21 protein-coding genes and 1 pseudogene are annotated in these 19,775 nt (G+C 71.3%); 13 read left to right on the top strand and 9 right to left on the bottom strand.

Going from position 1 to position 19,775, the window contains the following annotated elements; translation table 11 throughout:
• The coding region (locus B9G49_RS16960; protein WP_233125164.1) for a hypothetical protein at nt 1-684 on the bottom strand (684 nt) is incomplete at its 3' end.
• 102 nt (nt 685-786) lie between these two features.
• On the opposite strand from B9G49_RS16960, the gene B9G49_RS05055 reads away from it, so the two are divergent.
• From B9G49_RS05055 to B9G49_RS05090, 8 genes are all read left to right on the top strand, one after another.
• Nucleotides 787-1,437 carry a DUF655 domain-containing protein gene (locus B9G49_RS05055; protein ID WP_086215641.1) on the top strand — a complete coding sequence of 217 codons (651 nt, stop codon included), beginning with the start codon at nt 787-789 and terminating at the stop codon, nt 1,435-1,437.
• Nucleotides 1,438-1,552: 115 nt separating this feature from the next.
• Nucleotides 1,553-2,452 carry a 16S ribosomal RNA methyltransferase A gene (locus tag B9G49_RS05060; RefSeq protein ID WP_086215642.1) on the top strand — a complete coding sequence of 300 codons (900 nt, stop codon included), beginning with the start codon at nt 1,553-1,555 and terminating at the stop codon, nt 2,450-2,452.
• 1 nt (nt 2,453) lies between these two features.
• On the top strand, nt 2,454-3,650 hold the full coding sequence (locus B9G49_RS05065) for a mechanosensitive ion channel family protein (protein ID WP_086215643.1): 1,197 nt from the start codon (nt 2,454-2,456) through the stop codon (nt 3,648-3,650).
• Complete coding sequence (locus B9G49_RS05070) at nt 3,647-4,240, top strand: HemK2/MTQ2 family protein methyltransferase (protein WP_086215644.1); 594 nt, start codon at nt 3,647-3,649, stop codon at nt 4,238-4,240. Before B9G49_RS05065 ends, B9G49_RS05070 begins: the two co-directional genes overlap by 4 nt.
• Nucleotides 4,241-4,321: 81 nt before the next feature.
• Nucleotides 4,322-5,338 (top strand): 5-methyltetrahydropteroyltriglutamate--homocysteine methyltransferase, encoded by a 1,017-nt coding sequence (locus B9G49_RS05075; protein ID WP_086215645.1) that lies wholly within the window; start codon nt 4,322-4,324, stop codon nt 5,336-5,338.
• Complete coding sequence (locus tag B9G49_RS05080) at nt 5,338-6,411, top strand: methionine synthase (RefSeq protein WP_086215646.1); 1,074 nt, start codon at nt 5,338-5,340, stop codon at nt 6,409-6,411. Before B9G49_RS05075 ends, B9G49_RS05080 begins: the two co-directional genes overlap by 1 nt.
• A 233-nt stretch (nt 6,412-6,644) precedes the next feature.
• Nucleotides 6,645-6,851 (top strand): hypothetical protein, encoded by a 207-nt coding sequence (locus B9G49_RS05085; RefSeq protein ID WP_233125165.1) that lies wholly within the window; start codon nt 6,645-6,647, stop codon nt 6,849-6,851.
• A gap of 115 nt (nt 6,852-6,966) precedes the next feature.
• Complete coding sequence (locus B9G49_RS05090; protein WP_086215647.1) at nt 6,967-7,716, top strand: sugar phosphate isomerase/epimerase; 750 nt, start codon at nt 6,967-6,969, stop codon at nt 7,714-7,716.
• Nucleotides 7,717-7,725: 9 nt separating this feature from the next.
• On the opposite strand, the gene B9G49_RS05095 is transcribed toward B9G49_RS05090, so the two are convergent.
• The 3 genes from B9G49_RS05095 to B9G49_RS05105 all read right to left on the bottom strand — a co-directional run bounded on the left by B9G49_RS05095 (nt 7,726) and on the right by B9G49_RS05105 (nt 11,065).
• Nucleotides 7,726-8,541 (bottom strand): hypothetical protein, encoded by an 816-nt coding sequence (locus B9G49_RS05095; protein ID WP_086215648.1) that lies wholly within the window; start codon nt 8,539-8,541, stop codon nt 7,726-7,728.
• A 77-nt stretch (nt 8,542-8,618) separates the two neighbouring features.
• Complete coding sequence (gene eis / locus B9G49_RS05100; protein ID WP_086215649.1) at nt 8,619-9,872, bottom strand: enhanced intracellular survival protein Eis; 1,254 nt, start codon at nt 9,870-9,872, stop codon at nt 8,619-8,621.
• Nucleotides 9,873-9,964: 92 nt separating this feature from the next.
• Entirely contained in the window at nt 9,965-11,065 is a 1,101-nt protein-coding gene (locus B9G49_RS05105; RefSeq protein WP_086215650.1) for an NADH:flavin oxidoreductase/NADH oxidase, read from the bottom strand.
• Nucleotides 11,066-11,178: 113 nt separating this feature from the next.
• On the opposite strand from B9G49_RS05105, the gene B9G49_RS16680 reads away from it, so the two are divergent.
• A complete protein-coding gene (locus B9G49_RS16680) occupies nt 11,179-11,340 on the top strand; it encodes a hypothetical protein (RefSeq protein ID WP_167373079.1) in 162 nt (53 codons plus the stop codon).
• Between the two features lie 57 nt (nt 11,341-11,397).
• Here B9G49_RS16680 and B9G49_RS05110 read toward each other — a convergent pair whose 3' ends face one another.
• The 5 genes from B9G49_RS05110 to tbsP all read right to left on the bottom strand — a co-directional run bounded on the left by B9G49_RS05110 (nt 11,398) and on the right by tbsP (nt 16,796).
• Entirely contained in the window at nt 11,398-11,976 is a 579-nt protein-coding gene (locus B9G49_RS05110) for a response regulator (RefSeq protein ID WP_086215651.1), read from the bottom strand.
• 302 nt (nt 11,977-12,278) lie between these two features.
• Nucleotides 12,279-13,556, bottom strand: a complete 1,278-nt coding sequence (locus B9G49_RS05115) for an aminotransferase class V-fold PLP-dependent enzyme (RefSeq protein WP_086215652.1) — start codon at nt 13,554-13,556, stop codon at nt 12,279-12,281.
• A 185-nt stretch (nt 13,557-13,741) separates the two neighbouring features.
• Nucleotides 13,742-14,080 (bottom strand): cupin domain-containing protein, encoded by a 339-nt coding sequence (locus tag B9G49_RS05120; protein ID WP_086215653.1) that lies wholly within the window; start codon nt 14,078-14,080, stop codon nt 13,742-13,744.
• A 99-nt stretch (nt 14,081-14,179) separates the two neighbouring features.
• Entirely contained in the window at nt 14,180-15,871 is a 1,692-nt protein-coding gene (locus B9G49_RS05125) for a YcaO-like family protein (protein WP_086215654.1), read from the bottom strand.
• A 103-nt stretch (nt 15,872-15,974) separates the two neighbouring features.
• A complete protein-coding gene (tbsP, locus tag B9G49_RS05130) occupies nt 15,975-16,796 on the bottom strand; it encodes a transcriptional regulator TbsP (RefSeq protein WP_086215655.1) in 822 nt (273 codons plus the stop codon).
• Between the two features lie 242 nt (nt 16,797-17,038).
• On the opposite strand from tbsP, the gene glyA reads away from it, so the two are divergent.
• The 4 genes and pseudogenes from glyA to B9G49_RS16965 form a co-directional block, all read left to right on the top strand.
• Entirely contained in the window at nt 17,039-18,286 is a 1,248-nt protein-coding gene (gene glyA, locus B9G49_RS05135; RefSeq protein ID WP_086215656.1) for a serine hydroxymethyltransferase, read from the top strand.
• A gap of 93 nt (nt 18,287-18,379) precedes the next feature.
• Nucleotides 18,380-18,790, top strand: coding sequence for a DUF3054 domain-containing protein (locus B9G49_RS05140; RefSeq protein ID WP_049930450.1), 411 nt, complete (start codon nt 18,380-18,382; stop codon nt 18,788-18,790).
• 278 nt (nt 18,791-19,068) lie between these two features.
• Nucleotides 19,069-19,323, top strand: coding sequence for a hypothetical protein (locus B9G49_RS05145; protein WP_049930451.1), 255 nt, complete (start codon nt 19,069-19,071; stop codon nt 19,321-19,323).
• 89 nt (nt 19,324-19,412) lie between these two features.
• Nucleotides 19,413-19,775 (top strand): annotated as a pseudogene (locus tag B9G49_RS16965) (ornithine cyclodeaminase family protein); the annotation flags it as partial.

Consider the following 19,775-nt stretch of genomic DNA (forward strand, 5'->3'; position numbering starts at 1 on the left):
GGGGCCGAGGACGACGTCGATGCCGCCGGCGATCGCGTTCCGGACCGGCGAGACCGCGTAGCCGACGAACGCGCCGAGCGTCGCCAGCCCGGCCAGCTTATCCCACTTCGACCAAGAGGTCGTCTCCTCGATGCCCGCCTCGGACGCGGTCTCGTCGATCCGCACGCCGACGGAGCGGTACGCCAGCCGGAGTCGCCGGACGACCGCGCTCGGCGACGACGCGCCGAGGAACAGGACGTGCGCGAGCGCGTATCCGAAGTCGTGGAGCAGCCGCTCGCCGCGCGTCAGCGACGCTCGGTCCCCTTCCAGCCGCGTCCGGAGCGTGCCGTACCACTCCGCTATCTCGCGGACCTCGTCGCGCAGCGCCGCCGCCTCCGCGAGCGCCTCTCGCCGCTCCGTCAGGGGCGTCGCCCCGTCGGAGAGACGGAACGACGGCACCGCCTCGACGTGTTCGAGCACGCGCTCGCGGAGGCAGTCGCCGTCCGCGTGCGCCGCGGCTCGGCGGCGGAGCTCGGGGTACCAGTCCCGCGTCAGCGCGCCGTACGCGCCGTCGAGGAACTCGTCGACCCGTGCCGCGTCCTCCGCTCCGCTCGCTCCGCCGCGATCCGTTCCGCCCGCCCCGGCGGTCGCCCCCGGGAACGCCTCGACGAGTCGCATCACCGCCGCCGGCTCCGGTTCTGCCATGGCATTACGTGTCACTCGACGCTATTGAATCCGCCCGGCGGCGGCCGCCGTCGCCGCGGCCCCGGCAGCGGTTTTTTCACCGCTCGGAGCGTTAAACGATACATGGACAACGCCGACGGCGACGGGACGCCGGAGGACGACCGAACGGGCGGCGACGCCGCCGCGGACGCCGGGGAGACGCCGGACGAAGACGCCGCCGGCGACGGCGGGGACGGACCGACCGCCGTCCTCCTCGACGTGCTGCCGAACGGGCGTCCCGACGACGACCGCCCGCAGTCCCGCAAGTCGCCGGTGGCGTACGGGCTCGGCGACGACTCGTTCGCGCTGTACGAGCTGATGCTCGCCGCCGACGCGGACGTCTCCGTCGGCGACCGGCTCGGGCTGGACGGGCCCAACGTCGGCCGCTACCGAGAGGTCTCCTTCGACGGCCTCACCCGGAACGCGGCCGCGGAGATCGAGTACGCGGCCGAGGCGATCGTCGAGGCCGACGAGGAGCGGTTCGTCGACTTCTACAACGAGGCGGGCCCGATCACCCTCCGGCTCCACCAGCTGAATCTGCTGCCGGGGATCGGCAAGAAGCTGCGGAACGACCTGCTCGACGAGCGGAAGCGCGGGCCGTTCGAGAGCTTCGCCGATGTCGAGGAGCGCATCTCCGGGCTCCACCGTCCCCGAGAGGTGATCCTCGAACGGATCGTCGAGGAGATCCGCGAGGACGACCTGAAGTACCGGACGTTCGTCGGCCGCGAGGAGTGAGCGACGGGCGGCCCGTGCCCCCCGCGACCGTGGGCACGACCGGGAGTCGCCGCGATCCGCCGCCGCGACGCCCCCGAAACGAGACTTTTACCCGAACACCGCGTGTATCCCGGCCATGACCGACTCACCGACGGGTGAAGCCGCCGGCTACGGGAGCCGCGATCCCGACGCGCTCGCGCGGCGGGCCGGCGCGCGGGCGGACCCCGACCGCGACCAGCACTTCCTCGTCGACGACCGGGTCCTCGACCGGATCCCCGGCTACCTCCCGGCCGACGCCGACGGGAGTCACCTCCTCGAGATCGGCGGCGGCGCGGGCGCGCTCACGGACCGCCTGCTGGCGGCGGCGACGGCCGACGGGACCGCGGACTCCGGCCGCGTCACCGTGATCGAGCGCGACGGGGCGTTCGCCGACTTCCTCCGCGAGGAGTTCGCCGCCGCCGTCGCCGACGGCCTCCTCGACGTGGTCGAGGGCGACGCGCTCGACGTCGACCTCCCGCCGTTCTCGGCCTGCGTCGCCAACCTTCCGTACGGCGTCTCCTCGGAGATCGCCTTCCGCCTGCTCCCCGACAAGAAGCCGCTCGTGTTGATGTTCCAGGCGGAGTTCGCCGACCGGATGGTGGCGTCGGCGGGCGAGTCCGAGTACGGCCGCCTCTCGGTGTCGGCGCAGCACTACGCCGACGTGGAGATCGTCGAGCGCGTCCCGAAGGAGGCGTTCGACCCGCAGCCGGCCGTCGAGAGCGCCGTCGTGCGCTGTGCGCCGCGGGACCCCGACTACGTCGTCGGCGACGAGGCGTTCTTCCTCCGGTTCGTGAAGGCGCTGTTCACCCAGCGGCGCAAGACGGTGCGGAACGCGGTGCGGAACACGGCGCACATCTCCGGGCTCGACGAGCCGGAGGCCGTCGTCGACGCGGCCGACGAGGAGCTGTTGCGCAGTCGCCCGGGGAAGCTGGACCCGGCGGCGTTCGCCGCGCTGGCGGAGCTGGCCCGCGAGCGCGGCTCGCCCACGGGGGCGTGACATGACCGGGTGGATCGGCCTCGTGGCGGCGGTTCAGCGCGCGCTCACGGGCAACGCGGAGCGGTTCGCCGCCTCCGCGGGTATCGTCGCCGCCGTGCTGATCGTCCGGTACCTCACGCGACGGCTGCGCCACGGCGACCGAGACCTCTCCTCCACCCAGCGGCTCCTGCTGTCGGCGGGGGTCGGCGTCGCCACCGCCGCGGGGGCGATCACGCTGATCGCGGTGTGGGACCGGAGCGGCGCGCTCTTCGAGACGGCGCAGTCGGCGCTCAGCGCCGATCAGGTGTCGAACGTCGTCCTCAGCGTGATCCTCTTGGCTATCGCGTACGCGCTCACCGACTTCCTCGGGGGCGTCATCCGCGAGATCGGTGCGGAGAGCGCGTCGATCTCGCAACACCAGCAGGAGGTGATCCTGCGAATCACGCAGCTGACCGTCTACACGTCGGCGGTCCTCGCGGTCGTCGGGCTGTTCACCGACAACGTCGGCAGCCTCCTCGTCGGCGCGGGGTTCCTCGGCATCGTGGTCGGCATGGCGGCCCGCCAGACGCTCGGGGCGATACTGGCCGGGTTCGTGCTGATGTTCTCCCGGCCGTTCGAGGTCGGCGACTGGGTCGAGATCGGCGACCACGAGGGGACCGTCACCGAGATATCGATCATGAGCACACGGCTCCGGTCGTTCGACGGCGAGGTGATCACGATGCCGAACGACGAGGTCCGGTCGGGGTCGATCGTCGACCGATCGCGGCGGAACCGGCTGCGGATCGAGGTCGAGGTCGGCGTCGATTACGACACCGACGTGGAGCGCGCAGTCGCGGTCGTCGAGGAGGCGGTCGCGGGCGTCGAGGACGTCGCCGAGATGCCCGAGCCGAACGCCGTGACGAAGCGCTTCGACGACTCCGCGGTCGTCCTCGGCCTGCGCTACTGGATCCGCAACCCGAGCATGCGGAAGCGCTGGCGGACCCGGACCGCCGCGATGAACGCGATGAAGGGCGCGCTCGAGGACGAGGGGATCGTCATCCCGTTCCCGCAGCAGACGCTCTCCGCTCGCGCCGAGGCCGCCTCCGGGCCGCAGTTGGACGCGGCGGTCGAGGGCCGGGCGGCGACGCGGCCCGGCTCCGCCGACCCGAACGGCGCCGATGTCGACGCCGACGACGCCGGCGAAGCGACCGACGGCGACGCCGGGGAGGCCGACCGATGACCGACGACGCGAGCGAGGGCGACCTCGCGGCGCGCCGGGGTCTCGACGACGCCGTCGTCTACCAGCCGGCCGAGGACTCCGGCCTGCTCGCGGAGGCGGCGGTCGCGGAGGCGCGCGGCCGCGTGCTGGAGGTCGGAACGGGGTCGGGCTGGGTCGCCGCGCGGGTGGCGAGCGAGCGCGACCTCGACGTGGTCGGCAGCGACCTCAATCCGCACGCCGCGCGACAGGCGCGCGACCGCGGCGTCGGGGCCGTCGTCGCCGACCTGCTCTCGCCGTTCCGCGCGGACACGTTCGACACGGTGTGTTTCAACCCGCCGTACCTCCCGACTGACCCCGAAAACGAGTGGAGCGACTGGATGGAACACGCGCTCTCGGGCGGCGAGTCCGGCCGGGAACTCATCGAACCGTTCCTCGCCGACGTGGGGCGCGTCCTCGCGCCGGGCGGGGTCGTCCTCCTGCTCGTCTCCTCGCTCACCGGGTACGAGGAGGTACTCGCACTCATCGAGGAGGCCGGGTTCGACCACGAGGTCGTCGTCGAGGAGTCGTTCCCCTTCGAGACGCTCACGGTACTGGCGTTGCGTCGGGCGTAGCGGGGTCGCTCGGTAACTGATTACTACGAAACATAACACGCATTAGCAAATATTATACGACGGTATATCCAATGATCGGTGATGACCGAACGTGTCGCGGCGACGCCGGGGCTGTATCCGCTCCCGGACCGGGCGAAAGAGACGCTCTCGGACCTGAAGGGCCACCAGAAGGGGGACCTCCTGAGCGGCGACGAGAGCGAGGCGATCGTGGCGGCGTACGACGAGGTGCGCGCCGAGTACGTCGACGACCAGCTGGACGCCGGCCTCGACCTGATCTCCGAGGGGCAGGGCCGCTGGGACGACATGATCGCGCACCCGCTGACCGTCAGCGACGCCGTCGAGACCGGCGGCATCGTCCGGTACTACGACAACAACAACTTCTACCGGGACCCGCAGGTCGTCGACGACCTCGACTTCTCGGGCGACGTGGCGGGCGAACTGGAGAAGGCGACCGACCTGCTCGCCGACGCCGACGGGGTCGACGACGCGTCGCTCGCGGCGACGCTTCCCGGGCCGTACTCGCTCGCTGACCTCGCGACCGACGAACACCGCGGCGACGAGGCCGATTTCCAGGCCGCCATCGCCGAGTTCCTCGCGGGCGAGGTCGAGGCGTTCCCCGACCACGAGACGCTGTTCCTCCTCGAACCGTCGCTCGTCACGAACCCGCCCGCCGAGGGCGAGGAGGCGGGCGCGACGGACGCCATCTCGACGGTCGCCGACGCGACCGACGCCGACGTGGTCGTCCAGACGTTCTACGGCGCGCTCGGCGAGAAGCTGTACGCGCACCTCGTCGACGAGGCGGGCGCGGACGCGCTCGGGCTTGACCTCGTCGCCGGCGACCGGGACGACACCGTCTACAACGTCCAGGAGTTCGGCTCGACCGACTCGCTGTCGCTCGGGCTCGTCGACGGGCAGAACACGCTGGTCGAGGAGCCGGAGACGATCGCGGAGCGCGTCGAGTGGTTCGAGTCGCAGATCCCGCTGGAGGGGTTCGACCGGACGTACCTCACGCCGAACACCGAGCTGTTCTACCTGCCGACGAACAAGTACCGCGCGAAGCTGAACGCCCTCGCCGACGCCGCGGAGGTGCTCGATTAATGGTCCGAAACCCGTCCGCCAACCGCGACCAGTTCCGTCCGGACGACCACCCGAACGACGCGTTCCTGCTCACGACCGTCGTCGGCTCGTACCCGAAGCCGAAGTGGCTCAACCGCGCCGACGAGCTCGTCGACGACCCCGACTCGAAGTTCGACGAGTCCGACCTCGAAGAGGCGCACGACGACGCCTGTCGGCTCATCACGCACGAACACGAGCGCGCCGGGCTCGACACGGTCGTCGACGGCGAGATGCGCCGCAACGAGATGGTGGAGTTCTTCGCCGACCGCATCGACGGCTACGAGTTCAACGGGCCGGTGAAGGTGTGGGGCCACAACTACTTCGACAAGCCGAGCGTGGTCGAGGAGGTCGCGTACGACGAGCCGTGGCTCGTCGACGAGTTCGAGTTCACCTCGAACGTCGCAGAGCGCCCGGTGAAGGTCCCGATCACGGGGCCGTACACGCTCGGCTTCTGGGCGTTCAACGAGGCGTACCCCTCCACCGAGGAACTCGTGTACGACCTCGCGGACCTCGTCAACGAGGAGGTCGAGAAGCTGGTCGAGGCGGGCGCGCGCTACATCCAGATCGACGAGCCCGCGCTGGCGACGACGCCGGAGGACCACGCCATCGTCGGCGAGGCGCTCGAACGCATCGTCTCGGGCATCGACGAGGACGTCCGGATCGGCCTCCACGTCTGCTACGGCGACTACTCGCGGATCTACCCCGAGATCAACGACTACCCGATCGACGAGTTCGACGTGGAGCTGTGTAACGGCGACTTCGAGCAGATCCCGACGTTCACCGACCCCGAGTTCGAGCCCGACCTCGCGCTCGGCGTCGTCGACGCCCACACCGCCGAGGTCGAGCCGGTCGAGGAGATCAAAGCGAACATCCGACAGGGCCTCCGCGTCGTCCCGCCGGAGAAGCTCACGATCTCGCCCGACTGCGGGCTGAAGCTCCTCCCGCGCGACATCGCGTACGGCAAGACGGAGAACATGGTGACCGCGGTCCGCGAGGTCGAAGCGGAGATCGACGCCGGCGACATCGACCTCGACAACCCGCTCGCGGACGACTGAGGCGTCGTCGAGCGTTCGTCTCGGCACCGCTCCTGTGACTCTCGGTCCGCCCTTCGAGTCGGCGATACCCTCGCCTGTTCACTGCGGGCCGAACGCTGAATTCCCCCGCGCTAAGCCCGGTGCGAGATCGGCTGAGTCCGTTCGAGCACAGTTTCCGAGCGGCCGCTTTCCCCCCCGAAAGCGGTCAGATCGAAGCCAAACGTTTCGTACAGAGACCACATACGACTCCGATCGTGAACACCGTTCGGCTGCTGGCGAACCCCGTCGTTCGATGGGCGATCGCGTTCCTTTACCTCGGCGCGTCGTTGACGTTGCTCATCGTGCTCGGAGACCTCCCGAGGCCGGATCAGATCGTGGTGACGATAACCTGTGTAATCGGCTTCTTCGTGGTTCCAATCGCGCTGAAGGGGTACGTGGATTCGGCGCCGGACCGGTACTGACAGACGCGATTCCGGGTATCCGAGCGGACTGGCCGTGGAGCGGCCGCGTTCGGTCGCAACTGCGCCACCGAACCCACGCCGCTATTTATAAAAGCTCGCCGCACCCACCGCCGACATGGACATCGGCGTGACGGTCGGTGACGACCTCGACCGCCTCGCGGCGTCGCCGGCGCGGTTCGACTTCTGCGAACTCGGCGTCGGCGAGCCGACGCTCGTGCCGGACGAGGTCGACCCCGGCCGCCTGACGGACGCGCTCGGCGGCCGCGACCTGCTCGTCCACCTGCCGTACAGCCAGCGACTGGCCAGCTACGTCCCCGAGGTGAACGACGCCATCGTCGACTACCAGCGCCGGCTCCTGACCGCGGCCGGCGACCTCGGCGCGGAGAAGGCGGTCCTCCACGCCACCTCCGCCGACCGCGACGACGTGAACTTCCGGGAGACCGCCGGCGAGCAGCTCCACCGGGTCGCGGACGCTGGCCGCGAGGCGGGCGTCGAGGTCGTCGTCGAGAACGTCGGCCACCAGCACGCGGGGCTCCAGCTCTCGGTCCTCGGCGACCTCGCCCGCGAGACCGACACGCCGATCTGCTTCGACGTGGGCCACGCGTACATGGAGGGCGGCAACAAGGCGATCAGGCGGTTCCTCCGCAGCCACGGCGACCGGATCTCGCACCTCCACTGTCACGACGTGCGCCGCCGCGGCGACACCCACCTCCCGGTCGGGGCCGGCGAGGTGGACTACGACCTCGTCGCGTCCGAGCTCGACGGCTTCGGCGGGACGGTCGCGCTGGAGGTGTTCACCGACGATGCGGCGCTGCTCCTCGACTCGGCCGAGCGCGTCGCCGACCGCCTCGGCGCGTCCTTTTGACTTCGCGGCTCAGTTCGCTCCGCCGGCCGCGTCCTCGTCGTCCGCTCCGGGCGCGTCGTCGCTCGCGTCGGCCGCATCGCCGCTCGTCTCGGCCGCGTCGCCGTCGACCTGCTGTTTGATCGACTCCAGCTCGGACTCCACGTCGACCTCCGGCGGCTCGTCGGCGGCGTCACCGCTCGCATCGCCCTCACCGGGCGCCTCGTCGCCCGCGTCGTCGCTCTCGCCGGGTTCGGTCACGTCGATCCGGACGGGGTTCGCGCCGTCGCCTCGATCGGACCGCTCCCCGGCGTCCCCTCGGCTCCGCGCGTTGCGGTCGCCGTCGGGGTCGCCGCCCAGCCGCCGGTCGCGCGCCGCGTCCGCCTCGCGGCGCCCCTCGTCGATGCGGGACTCGATCTCCGCGGTGAGGTCGCGCGCGTCGGCGATGATCGAGCGCGAGGCGGCGTCCTCGGGGAGGTCGGCCTCCGAGAGCGCGGTCCGCAGCTCCGAGAGGGAGCGCGAGAGCCCGGCAGTCGCGCCGTCGCGCACGTCCGCGAGGCGGTCGCCCGCCCCCTCTGCGCCCTCGGCGACGCTCCGCCCCGGGTCCGCGAGCCGGAGCGTCCCCCGGAGCAGTTCGAGCGACTTGATCGTCGTCTCCAGCAGCGCGATGACCGTCGGGATGGTGTACTGCTCGGTGAACCGCACCAGCTCCGAGAGCCGCGGCGGCCGCGGGGGACCCCGGCGGTCGCGCTCGCTCTCCCGGAGGTCGGCCCGGAGCTCGCCCAGCACGTCCTCGAGCTCGTCGAGCCGCTCCTCGAGGTCGTCGTCGCGTCGGTCGCGGGAACTCATGCCACCTGCTACGGCGCGCGCGGATAAAAAGCCCGGCAGCGGTCGCGCCCGGCCCAGACCGGCCGCACCGCCGCCGGTCAGAAGGCCTCGCGCAGGAACGTCGGCCGCGGCGGGAAGAGTGCGCCGAGGTCGGCGGCGAGCCCCTCGCCGAAAGCGTCGTCGCCGACGTCCAGCGCGGCGTGCGCCCGGAGGTCGTCGACGCCGCGGTACCCGGCGTACAGCTGCGAGAGCGGGCCGATTCCCGCCGCTACGTCGGCGTCGTCCGGGCTTCCGGGGTCTCCGCCGGAGTCGACCCGCTCGGCGTCGATCTCGCCGCCCGCGACTGTCACCCGGATCGGTCGGTCGTGCCAGTCGACGAGCGGGTCGTCGACCGCGAGCGTGAACTCGGCGTCGAGATCCGGGTCGGGGGCCAGCTCTCGCAGCGCCGCAGGGACATCGACGAGCCGGAACATCGGTCCGGCGCGAACCTCCTCGGTCACCGCCCGCGGGTCGTCGACGCGGTCGAGGAGGCTCACGTCCGCGGGGAGGCGGAGCCGGACGCGCTCGACCTGCGAGTCGTGGTCCCGACAGAAGCGGAACACCTCGTCCCACGCGGACGGGTCGGCGACGGCGGCGTCGGAGACGACCATCGCCTTCCCGTCGCCGTCGTCGCGCTCGGTGAACGTGTACGACAGCAGCGCGCGGAGGTCGTCGTCCCGTCCGAGGCCGTAGACGAAGGGATCGGTCTGCCACCCGCGGAGGGTGTTCTCGCGCCACCACGCCGCCGTCCGCGCCATCGTGAAGTCGTACCGGTCCGCGGTCGCGGCGAGGAGGTCTGCCGCCGCCTCGTAGTCGCCCTCGTCGAGCCGCCGGAATTTCCCCGTTTCGTCACCTCCGTCAGTCGCGTCGGCCGCGAACGCCAACTGTTCCGGCGGCGTCTTCACCCACCGATATCGACTCACCGTCCCCCACCCGTACCGGCGGTAGAAGGGGTGTTCGAACGGCCACAGCACGGAGTACCGAATCTCGTCTTCCCGGTACTCCGTCAGCGACTCGCGGAGGAGCCGCTCGATGTGACCCTGGCGCCGGTGTTCCGGCGGGGAGGCGACCGCGGAGAGGCCGGCGGCGTCACGGTCGCGCCCGCGGATCCGGAGCGTGAAGTCGTGGTGGCCGCACACCGCGACCGCCTCCTCGCCGTCGAACAGCCCCCGGTACTCGGCGAGGTGCTCGCGGTCGTCGTCGTCGGCCTCGGGGTCGTACGGCCCCTGCTCGGGAGAGAAGGCGTACCGCATGAACGCGCTGAACTCGTCCTCGCGCTTCTCCGGGAAGGGCCGGTAGTCGAGGTCGCCCATACGCCGTCGGCACCCGGGAGCCTGATAAGTGTTCCCGGCGCCTGCGTGTGGTTCTCACGCCACCGCCGCCCGCGGCCGGTCGCGCGGCCGGCTTAGTCGAACCGGCCGCGGCGGTACTGGACCGGCCACTCGACGTCCGCGCCGAGTTCGTGGGCGGCCTCTAGCGGCCAGTGCGGATGGCGGAGCAGCTCGCGGCCCAACGCCACGAGGTCGGCCCGCTCGTTCCGCACGAGGGCGTCGGCGTGGGTCGGCTCCGTGATCCCGCCGACCGCGGCGACGGGCACGTCGGTCCCCTCGCGGATCGCCTCGGCGTACGGCACCTGGTATCCCGGCCCCGCGCTCGGGAGCTCCTGGTCCGGGTGGATGCCGCCGCCGGAGACGTCTATCAGGTCGGCGCCGGCGTCGGCGAGGAGGGGGGCCAGCCGCACCGAGTCGTCCACGTCCCACGACTCGCGGTCGGGGAGCCAGTCGGTCGCGGAGATGCGGACGAAGACGGGTTTCCCGTCCGGCCAGACGTCGCGGACGGCCGCGACGACCTCGCGCAGGAGTCGCGTGCGGTCCTCGAAGCTTCCACCGTACTCGTCGTCGCGGTCGTTGGTGACGGGCGAGAGGAACTGGTGGAGGAGGTAGCCGTGGGCCGCGTGGACCTCCGCGACCTCGAACCCGGCGTCGCGCGAGCGTTCCGCGGCGGCCGCGAACGCGTCGATCACCTCGTCGATCCCCGCCTCGTCCAGCCGGCGGGTGTCGGCGAGTCCGTCCTCGCCGACCTCCGCGTGGGGGTAGGGCTCGTCGGTCGCGGAGACGGTCTCCCACCCGTCCGCCTCGTCCCCCGGAATGGGGTCGCCCCCCTCGGCCGGCGGCCGGTGTGAGGCCTTCCGACCGGCGTGTGCCAGTTGGATCCCCGGCGCCGCACCCTGTGACCGGACGAACTCGACGATCGGTTCGATCGCCTCGGCGTGCTCGTCGGACCAGATCCCGAGGCAGTCCGGCGTGATCCGTCCGCGGGCCTCGACCGCGGTCGCCTCCGTCATCACGACTCCGGCGCCCCCGGCGGCGCGGGCGCCGAGGTGGACCCGGTGCCAGTCGGTGGCCAGGCCGTCGTCGGCGGAGTACTGACACATCGGCGACAGCATGATGCGGTTCCGGAACTCGGCGTCGCGAAGCGAAAGCGGCGTGAACAGCGTGTCGGTCACGGATCGGCGCACGACCGCCGCGACGTAAGGCCCTCCGATCCCCCGCCCGGATCGCCGCCGCTGGTTTAGGCCGACCGAAATCTATATGCCCGCCGCTCCCTGAGCGGAGTGTAATGACAACGGGAGACCGGATCGAGCCGGACGCCGAGCCGGCGACCGAGGAGCGACCGACGGTCGCCGCGACCCGCTGCTCGGAGGAGCGGACCGTCTTCGCCGAACAGGGCAACACCGACGCGTGGATCGCGACCGACCTCACCGTCGATCTCGAACGGTAACGCGTCCTCAACGGCGCTCGACCGGCGCGGCGTCTCCTCCCGCCCAGCCCGTCGAGTTCACTCTTCCGAGCGGAGCGTCTCTCCGGTCGAACCGGCGGTCCGCGGCGTCGCAGCCGTTCCCGTGCCCCCTTTTTCCCTGCGCTGCGCGTCGGCGAGCGCGCGGATCCGGTCGAGGATCGCGTCGTATCGCCCGCGGTCGGATCCCTTCTCGAAGTAGGCGTCCGCGCCGGCGCCGAACGCCGCCGCCTCGCACTCCTCGCTCGGACACGTGCTGTGGAACACGACCGGGAGCGCCGGGTCGACCTCGCGCAACCGTTCGGTGAGGTCGACGCCGTGCCCGTCCGGGAGCCGCTGTTCGGTCACGACGCAGTCGACCGCGACCCGCTCGCCGCCGACCTCGATGCCGGTCTCGATGGCGTCGACCCCGTCGGCGAGGCGCTTCACGGACCGGACGTGGACGCGGTCCGTGATCCGCTCGGCGAACGTCTCGAAGAGCTCCGCGGAGCGGGCGTCGGGCTCGATCTGGAGGACGGCGATCGGCGCTTCGCGGTTCTCCTCGCTGACGGTCGTTTCGACTCGGTCGGTGGCTGCGGTCGTGTCCGCGTGTGTTTCGGACGGCGGTGTCTGGTCGGTCATGGGTTGTGGCGCTGGCGACGACTCGTCGAAGAATAACTTACTACGACGGTTGTAATCCTTCTACCAATGGTAGCCGCGGGAACGGTATAATAATTCCGCGATCACCGTTGTCACGCCCCTCAAACGTGATTATCCGGTAGTATTAGGTGAAAATTCCCGGACGTACGGAGGATTTCTCTCTCTCTCTGGGCCGCACGCGGCGCGACGCCGTGGGCGCGCGGCTCACGCCGGAGTGCCCGTTGACGGGATCGAGCGTCGCCGAAGGGCCCGTTACGGCGTCGAACGCCGCCGGCCGAGAGGCCTCAGGCGAACAGGTCGCGCGCCTCCCGGACCGCGTCGACCAGGGCGTCGACCTCCTCGACGGTGTTGTAGAAGTAGAAGGAGGCGCGCGCGGAGGCGGCGACGCCCATCTCGTCGTGGAGCGGCTGCGTACAGTGGTCCCCGGCTCGGATCGCGACGCCGTAGTCGTTGAGGATGCTGGAGAGGTCGTGGGCGTGGACGCCGTCGACGTTGAACGCGACGAGGCCGCCGCGGTCGTCCCCGGGCGGGCCGTATATCTCGACGCCGCCGAGTTCGTCGAGTTCGTCGTAGGCGTACTCGGCCAGCAGGTCTTCGTGGGCCTCGATCCGGTCCATACCGATCGCTTCGACGTACTCGATCGCGGCCGCGAGGCCGATCCCCTGAGCGATGGATGGGGTTCCGGCCTCGAACTTCCACGGCAGGTCCTCCCACGTGGAGTCCTCGAAGGAGACGCGCCGGATCATGTCCCCGCCGTAGAGGTACGGGCTCATCTCGTCGAGGATCTCCTCGCGACCGTAGAGGACGCCGATCCCGGTCGGGCCGCACATCTTGTGGCCGGAGAAGGCGAGGAAGTCGACGTCGAGCTCGTCGACGTCGACCGGGCGCGTCGGCACCGACTGCGCGGCGTCGGCGAAGACGTACGCGCCGTGATCGTTGGCCAGGTCGGCCAGCTCCCCGATCGGGTTCACGGTGCCGAGCGTGTTCGAGACGTGGACGACCGACACCATCTCGGTGTCGTCGTCGACGAGCTCCGCCGCGTGGTCCATGTCGAGCCGCCCCTCGTCGGTGACGTCGATGAAGCGCACGTCGGCGCCCGTCCGCTTGCCGATCTGCTGCCAGGTGACGAGCGAGGCGTGGTGTTCCATCTCGGAGAGGACGACGTTGTCGCCGGGGCCGAGCTCCTCCAACCCCCAGGCGTACGCGACGAGGTTCATCGCCTCGGTCGTGTTCTTGGTGAAGACGATCTCCTCGCGGCCCGCCGCGCCGATGAAGTCGGCGACCGCGTCGTGGGCCTCCTCGTACGCGACGGAGGCCTCCTGGCTCAGCTGGTGGATCCCCCGGTGGACGTTCGCGTTGTAGCTCCGGTAGTAGTCGGAGATGGCGTCGACGACCGGGTCGGGCGTGTGCGAGGTCGCTGCGTTGTCGAGGTAGACCAGCGGGGTGTCGTCGCCCGCGCCCTCGCCGGCCGTCTCCGGGTCGCCGCCGACCTGCCGATCGAGGATCGGGAAATCGGCGCGGAGCGCCTCCACATCGAACGGGTACTGTTCGTGGACTCCCATTATCTGTTATCAGGCCCCGAGCACTAACACACCTTCGGTCCGGTACGTCTTGCGGGTATCGCAGACGCGCGATATCGGCCGGTCCGCGGCGGGGTACCCCCCGGATCCGCCCCGCGGCGACTTGCGCCTCGGACCGCCCGGCACCTCCTCGGACCCGCCCCCGCTCCGACGACTCCCGCGGCCGTCTACTCCCCCCAGTCCGGATTCGCCCGCGGCGGCGAGAAGATGTCGAAGCCGACGACCGGCTCGTCCGTCCGGTTCTCGGCCGCGTGCGGCTCGCCGCCGGGGATCACGTAGGTGTCGTCGGGGCCGACGACGCGCTCCTCGCCGTCCGCGACGAACGTCAGCCGCCCGGCCGTGATCACGCCGACCTGCTCGTGCGGGTGGTCGTGTTCGGGCACCGTCTCGCTCGGTTCGATCTCGAACCGCTGGATGCTCACGTCGTCGCCGACGGCCCCCTGCGTGAGGAACACGCCGTCGACCGCCTCGACCGCCTCCGCGTCCGCGTCGGGTGCGACGTCCATACGGTCCCCCGCGACCCCGAGCCACCTAAATCCGCGGGCACGGGCAGTCGGCGCCGGGAGGGTCGGACCGCACCATCGGCGTCTCCGACCCAGCCGCAGTCACGGGAACGGGTGGTACGGCCGGTCGAGCGCGGGCTCGAACCCCATCGACCGCGGCACCTCGCGGGCGCGGTCGCCGAAGAACGGGTCGCCGGTGAACAGCGGCTGTGCGCCCGGCACGAGCACCCGCGCGGCCTCGAAGCCCACCGCAGCGAGGTCGCGGGTCGTCACCCGGGCGACGTACGGGTCGAGCCCGACGGCCTCGACGCGGTCGACGACGGCCGACAGCTCGGCCTCGCCCGTCAGCTCCGGCTCCCCGAGCCCCTCGGCCGAGACGGACGCGTCCGGGTCGAAGAACGCGGCCGTCTCCCCGGGCAGGTCGGCGTGGTGGCCGATCGCCGCCCCCTGCTCGTCGGCCGCCTCCCGCCCCATCGAGCGGAGCTCGGTCCAGTTCTGGAGCGCCTCGGCGAGCGCGCTCCGCGCCGCCGCGGCCGGGTCGAGGTCGGCGCCCGACCCCGCGGCGAACCGCGGCCAGTCGCCCTCGCGGCTGACCCCGACCGCGACGACGGGCACGTCCACGTCGGTCGTGACGAGCAGCGGCGTCACCGACAGCGACTCCGCCCGCGCTCGCTTCTCCAGTTCGGCGAAGCCCGGGTCGTCGACGTCGAGCCCGAGCGGCTCCGTCGTGGAGTACCAGCTCGTCATCGTCGCGTCGCGCTCGATCGCCTCGTACAGCCCGGAGAGCGCGGCGTCCGGACCCGAGCTACCGAGGCCGAGCCCGGTCGTGATCGGCGGCCGGTACCGCCGCTCCGGCGGCGGGAAGTGAACGAACTCCGCCGGGAGGCTCGCCGGTTCGCCCGTCCCGAGTCGTTCGCCGCGGACCCACGGGAGCCGGTCGTCGCGGTCGTACGCCTCGGCGCCGTCGGGGCGGACGAACGCGTCCGGGGTGACCGGGTTCGGAACGTTCGCGGCCGGCGCGCGTGTGAACGACGCCTCGCGGTAGACGCCCGCCGCGTACCGCTCTAGCCCCTCGCCGAGCGCCTTCATGAACGCGGCGTCCCAGTCGGCGGCCGCGCCACCGCCGAAGTCCGCCGCGTCGGCGTCGGAGAACGGGGTGGTGTCCGCGACCCGCGCGACGTAGTACGGCACGGGGAACGACTCCTGCTCGCCGACCTCCGCCAGCGCGCCGATCCGGCGGTCGACGGCGCGCTCCGCCCGGTCGATCGCCTCGTCGAGGCCGCGGTCGGCGTGGTCGCGCGGGAGCGCGTCCCCGGGGCCGTCGCCGCAGCCGCACCCCGGTATCGGGAGGAGGGTCCGCTCGCCGCCCGGCACCTCGACGACCGTGTCCGCCACCGGGTCGCCCGCCAGGAGCCGGATCGTCCGGCGTCCGGCCACCGCGCCGGCGTAGCGCACCGCGGACCGGCGGCCGGTCGGCGCGTCGGCGGGCTCCGCCCCGCCGCTCTCGACCCGGGCGCGCAGGCAGTCGTAGCAGGCGTCGTCGAAGACGGTCACGGCGGCGTCGAGGTCGGCGAGGGGAACGCCGCCGAGCCCACCCACCTCGACCGCGACCCACCGATCGAGCATGTCGTCCGCGGCCCCGAACGTCGCCGACCCGGCGGTGTCGACGACGACCGCGGCGTCGAATCCGTCGAGGAGGTCGGCCTCGACCGGCATCGCGTTCACGTCGACGTCGCCGAGCGCGGCCTCGGCGGCCTCGACCGCGGGGCCGTCGCCGACAAGTCCGATGTCCATACCCGGTCGACGCGAGGCGGCGAAAAAAAGCCGCGGGTCCGCGGCGCGCGGCGGCTCGTTCGGCGCGTCCGCGGAGGGAGTCCGAGAGCGCTCGCGGGCGCGCTCAGGCGGGCGTCGCCGCCAGCATCTCGGCGGCCTCGGCGGCCAGCTCTGCGGCGTCGATGTCCCGGAGCCGGTCGTCGCCGAGCTTCAGGCGGAGCCGCGGTCGGCCGACGTCGATCGGGACCTTCTCCGTGTCGATGATCCCCTGATCTTCGAGGCGCGTCTTCGTCCGGGAGAACGTCGCCTTCGAGGCGATACCGACGTCCTCGCCCCACTTCGAGATGTCGTAGAGGAGCACGTCGTTCTTCGCCGCGACGAGCAGCGAGACGGTCACCTCGTCGAGGTCCACCCCGTCGTCGCGCTCGGTCGCGTCGAGGACGGCGTCGAAGTCCGACCGGGCCTCCTCACCGATCTCGGACTCCAGCGTCTCGCGGACCCGGGCGATCGCCGGCGTGCGGAGCGCGTACGCCTCTGCGTCGTTGAAGGCGGCGCGCTGGGTCTCGTACACCTCCTCGACGAACTCCGCGTCGTCGGTCGAGAGCGCGGCGACGCCCTCCCCCGCGGTGACCAGGGCGACGACCCGAGAGGGCGAGACGAACAGGGCGTTGTCGACCTCCCCGTCCAACACTCGGATGTCCAGGTCGCCGTCGGCGACGAGGTCCGCGGCCCGGGACGCGACGACGAAGTCGTCGAGCACGTCCTTCAGGGTGCGTTCGTCGGCGAGCATCGACAGCTTCGGGAGGTCGTCCCACCCGACGGCCGTCTCGACCAGCGATACGATCGTCTCTGCGGCGGGGTCCACGACGAGCAGCTCGTCGTCGTCCCCGTCGAAGGCCGCTTCGAGCGCGGCCTCGACGTCGGCCGCCAGTAAATTCGATACCATTTGTCTCTCGGTATGAAAGCCGGTTGCGTATTTAATATTAACGGGGTTCATGGAACGAATAACCCGATAAGCGTGCTTGAGGCGGGTAAATTCGGTAGATCGGGGTTACCCAAGCACAGTCGACGCGAGGCGGCCTCGCGTCCGGTCGCCGCGGGTCGCGCGCTCGGGGCAGCGGACGCGAGCGGGGTCGCACGTGCGCCGGCGACGGAAGGATTAATGCGCGGTCGCGCCCGGGTTCGCACATGGACCACGAGCACGTCCGGGAGGTCGATCCGGCGGTCGCCGACGCGCTGGCGGGCGAGCGCGACAGACAGGAGCAGACGCTCGCGATGATCGCGAGCGAGAACCACGTGAGCGAGGCCGTGCTGGAGGCGCAGGGGAGTGTCCTCACCAACAAGTACGCCGAGGGCTACCCCGGGTCGCGCTACTACGCCGGCTGCGAGTACGCCGACGAGGTCGAGGAGCTGGCCATCGAGCGCGCGAAGGAGCTTTGGGGCGCCGACCACGTCAACGTCCAGCCGCACTCCGGCACGCAGGCGAACCAGGCGGTGTACTACTCCGTCCTCGAACCGGGAGACAAGATCCTGTCGCTGAAGCTCAACGACGGCGGCCACCTCTCGCACGGCCACCCCGCGAACTTCACGGGGCAGCTGTACGAGGTCGAGCAGTACGAGGTCGACCCCGAGACGGGGTACATCGACTACGAGGGGCTCCGGGAGGTCGCCGAGGAGTTCGACCCCGACATCGTCGTCTCGGGCTACTCCGCGTACCCGCGCGCCGTCGAGTGGGAGAAAATCCAGGCGGCGGCCGACGCGGTCGACGCCTACCACCTCGCGGACATCGCCCACATCACCGGGCTCGTCGCGGCGGGCGTCCACCCCTCGCCGGTCGGCGTCGCCGACTTCGTCACGGGCTCGACCCACAAGACGATCCGCGCCGGCCGCGGCGGGATCGTGATGTGCGACGCGGAGTTCGCGGACGACATCGACTCGGCCGTCTTCCCCGGCGGGCAGGGCGGCCCGCTGATGCACAACGTCGCCGGCAAGGCGGTCGGGTTCAAGGAGGCCTTAGAGCCCGAGTTCGAGAAGTACGCCCAGCAGGTCGTCGACAACGCGGAGGTGCTCGCCGAGACGCTTCAGGAGCACGGGCTCTCTTTAGTCTCCGGCGGGACCGACAACCACCTCGTGTTGGCCGACCTGCGCGACTCCCACCCCGACCTCTCCGGCGGGGACGCGGAGGACGTGCTCGCGGCCGCGAACATCGTCCTCAACGGGAACACGGTCCCCGGCGAGACGCGGTCGGCGTTCGACCCCTCGGGGATCCGCGCGGGCACCGCCGGGCTCACCACCCGCGGCTTCGACGCCGACGCGATCGAGGAGGTCGGCGACCTGATCTACCGCGTCGTCGACGACGTCGACAGCGACGACGTCATCTACGAGGTCGGCGAGCGCGTCGTCGAGCTCTGCGAGGCGCACCCGCTGTACGAGTAACCGACCGCTGCGATGCGGGATCGCCCTGTCGCGAGACCGCACCGGCGCGGACGAATCCGTGCGTAAAAGTGGGGCCGGCTCGCAGGGGTCGGTATGGACGCTCCGCCGTTTCTCGCTGCCCGCCTCGACCGCGGCGCCGCACCGTTCGCCGTCGGGGACGTGATCGCGTTGATCCTGTTACTGACCGTCGGGACGCTCAACCACCAGACCGTCGAGTTCCTCACCGCGAACCCGCTGTACTTAGCGGGCGTGTTCGCTCCCTTCCTGATCGGCTGGGTCGTGGTCGCGCCGCTCGTGGGCGCCTACTCCGCCGGCGCGGTCGAGACCGCGAAGTCCTCGGTCCCGCTCGTGATCCGGTCGTGGATCCCGGCCGCGGTCGTCGGACTCGCGCTGCGCGCGTTCGTCTTCCGCGGCGGGGCCGAAGTCACGTTCGCCGCCGTCATGCTCGTGTTGGGATCCGTCGCCCTCGGCGGCTGGCGGGCCCTCTACTTCCGGTTCCGATAGTCACCCGCGCTCTCTGCGCGCCGAGCGCCCGACCGCGGTGCCTCGCTTCTCGCTGACGCGGTCGACCGGCCGACTGTGGTGTTGCTCTCCTTGCTGGCCGTTCTCCTCCCCGACCTCTCTTCCCACTGGTCCCTCCTCTCGCCGACTACCCATCCCGAGTCGACGGAGCCTCGGGCCAAGCCATAAGTTATGAGTAACATCCGCGTGTTCACGAGCGAACTGCTCCCGAACCGCGGGAAAAATTTAATATTGATTTTCGACTACTATCTAATGGAAGCATGACTGGATACTACGACTACGTGCTTGGGCTCATCCCGGTGGCGTTGATCGGTGTGACCGCCTCGCTCACGCTGGTCGGACTGTCGTTGACGTCGGCGCTCCCGGTCGGTGCCGTCGCCGCGGCCACGGTGATGGCTCACGCGATGTTCGTCCGAAATCCAGTCGCGGACGGCGCCCCCGAACGGCGGCCGTTCGACGGCGACGCCGGCGAGCGCTCCGCGGGCGGCGGTTCCTCGGCGGGCACCGCCGACTGAGGCGCGGAGTGATTCCCGGTCGCCGCGGCGTCGCGTTTCCGGCCGCCGCGTCCTGTACCGTTTAGTCCCCGCGCCACGAGTGGCCGACTATGACGGAGACCCTGTTCCTCACTAGCTCCGAGGTCGACGACCTCGCGGACCCGGCCGACTACGTCGCCGCCGTGCGCGACGCGTACCGACAGGTGGGCGAGGGAGCGCCCGCCGAGCCGCGGACGAAGCTCCTCAACCGCGAGCCGCCGGGCATGCTCACCACCTACGCCGCCCTCCTCCCGGAGACGGGCGCGATGGGCGGGTACACCTACTCGGCGGGGTTCGGTGCGGGCGACGCGTGGTTCATGACGCCGCTGTTCGACGCCGAGTCGGGCGAACCGCTCGCGCTGCTCGACGGCGCGTCGATGAACCCGTTCAAGCCCGGCGCCGCGGGCGCGGTCGCGGGCGACGCGCGCGCCCGC

The organism is Halorubrum sp. SD683 (genome assembly GCF_002135045.1).
GTDB lineage: Archaea > Halobacteriota > Halobacteria > Halobacteriales > Haloferacaceae > Halorubrum > Halorubrum ezzemoulense.

Excerpts from the sequence above, each read along its gene's own strand:
- B9G49_RS05055 (WP_086215641.1), top strand. The coding sequence starts at position 787 with ATGGACAACGCCGACGGCGACGGGACGCCGGAGGACGACCGAACGGGC.
- B9G49_RS05060 (WP_086215642.1), top strand. The coding sequence starts at position 1,553 with ATGACCGACTCACCGACGGGTGAAGCCGCCGGCTACGGGAGCCGCGAT.
- B9G49_RS05065 (WP_086215643.1), top strand. The coding sequence starts at position 2,454 with ATGACCGGGTGGATCGGCCTCGTGGCGGCGGTTCAGCGCGCGCTCACG.
- B9G49_RS05070 (WP_086215644.1), top strand. The coding sequence starts at position 3,647 with ATGACCGACGACGCGAGCGAGGGCGACCTCGCGGCGCGCCGGGGTCTC.
- B9G49_RS05075 (WP_086215645.1), top strand. The coding sequence starts at position 4,322 with ATGACCGAACGTGTCGCGGCGACGCCGGGGCTGTATCCGCTCCCGGAC.
- B9G49_RS05080 (WP_086215646.1), top strand. The coding sequence starts at position 5,338 with ATGGTCCGAAACCCGTCCGCCAACCGCGACCAGTTCCGTCCGGACGAC.
- B9G49_RS05090 (WP_086215647.1), top strand. The coding sequence starts at position 6,967 with ATGGACATCGGCGTGACGGTCGGTGACGACCTCGACCGCCTCGCGGCG.
- B9G49_RS05095 (WP_086215648.1), bottom strand. The coding sequence starts at position 8,541 with ATGAGTTCCCGCGACCGACGCGACGACGACCTCGAGGAGCGGCTCGAC.
- eis (WP_086215649.1), bottom strand. The coding sequence starts at position 9,872 with ATGGGCGACCTCGACTACCGGCCCTTCCCGGAGAAGCGCGAGGACGAG.
- B9G49_RS16680 (WP_167373079.1), top strand. The coding sequence starts at position 11,179 with ATGACAACGGGAGACCGGATCGAGCCGGACGCCGAGCCGGCGACCGAG.
- B9G49_RS05110 (WP_086215651.1), bottom strand. The coding sequence starts at position 11,976 with ATGACCGACCAGACACCGCCGTCCGAAACACACGCGGACACGACCGCA.
- B9G49_RS05115 (WP_086215652.1), bottom strand. The coding sequence starts at position 13,556 with ATGGGAGTCCACGAACAGTACCCGTTCGATGTGGAGGCGCTCCGCGCC.
- B9G49_RS05120 (WP_086215653.1), bottom strand. The coding sequence starts at position 14,080 with ATGGACGTCGCACCCGACGCGGACGCGGAGGCGGTCGAGGCGGTCGAC.
- B9G49_RS05125 (WP_086215654.1), bottom strand. The coding sequence starts at position 15,871 with ATGGACATCGGACTTGTCGGCGACGGCCCCGCGGTCGAGGCCGCCGAG.
- tbsP (WP_086215655.1), bottom strand. The coding sequence starts at position 16,796 with ATGGTATCGAATTTACTGGCGGCCGACGTCGAGGCCGCGCTCGAAGCG.
- glyA (WP_086215656.1), top strand. The coding sequence starts at position 17,039 with ATGGACCACGAGCACGTCCGGGAGGTCGATCCGGCGGTCGCCGACGCG.
- B9G49_RS05140 (WP_049930450.1), top strand. The coding sequence starts at position 18,380 with ATGGACGCTCCGCCGTTTCTCGCTGCCCGCCTCGACCGCGGCGCCGCA.
- B9G49_RS05145 (WP_049930451.1), top strand. The coding sequence starts at position 19,069 with ATGACTGGATACTACGACTACGTGCTTGGGCTCATCCCGGTGGCGTTG.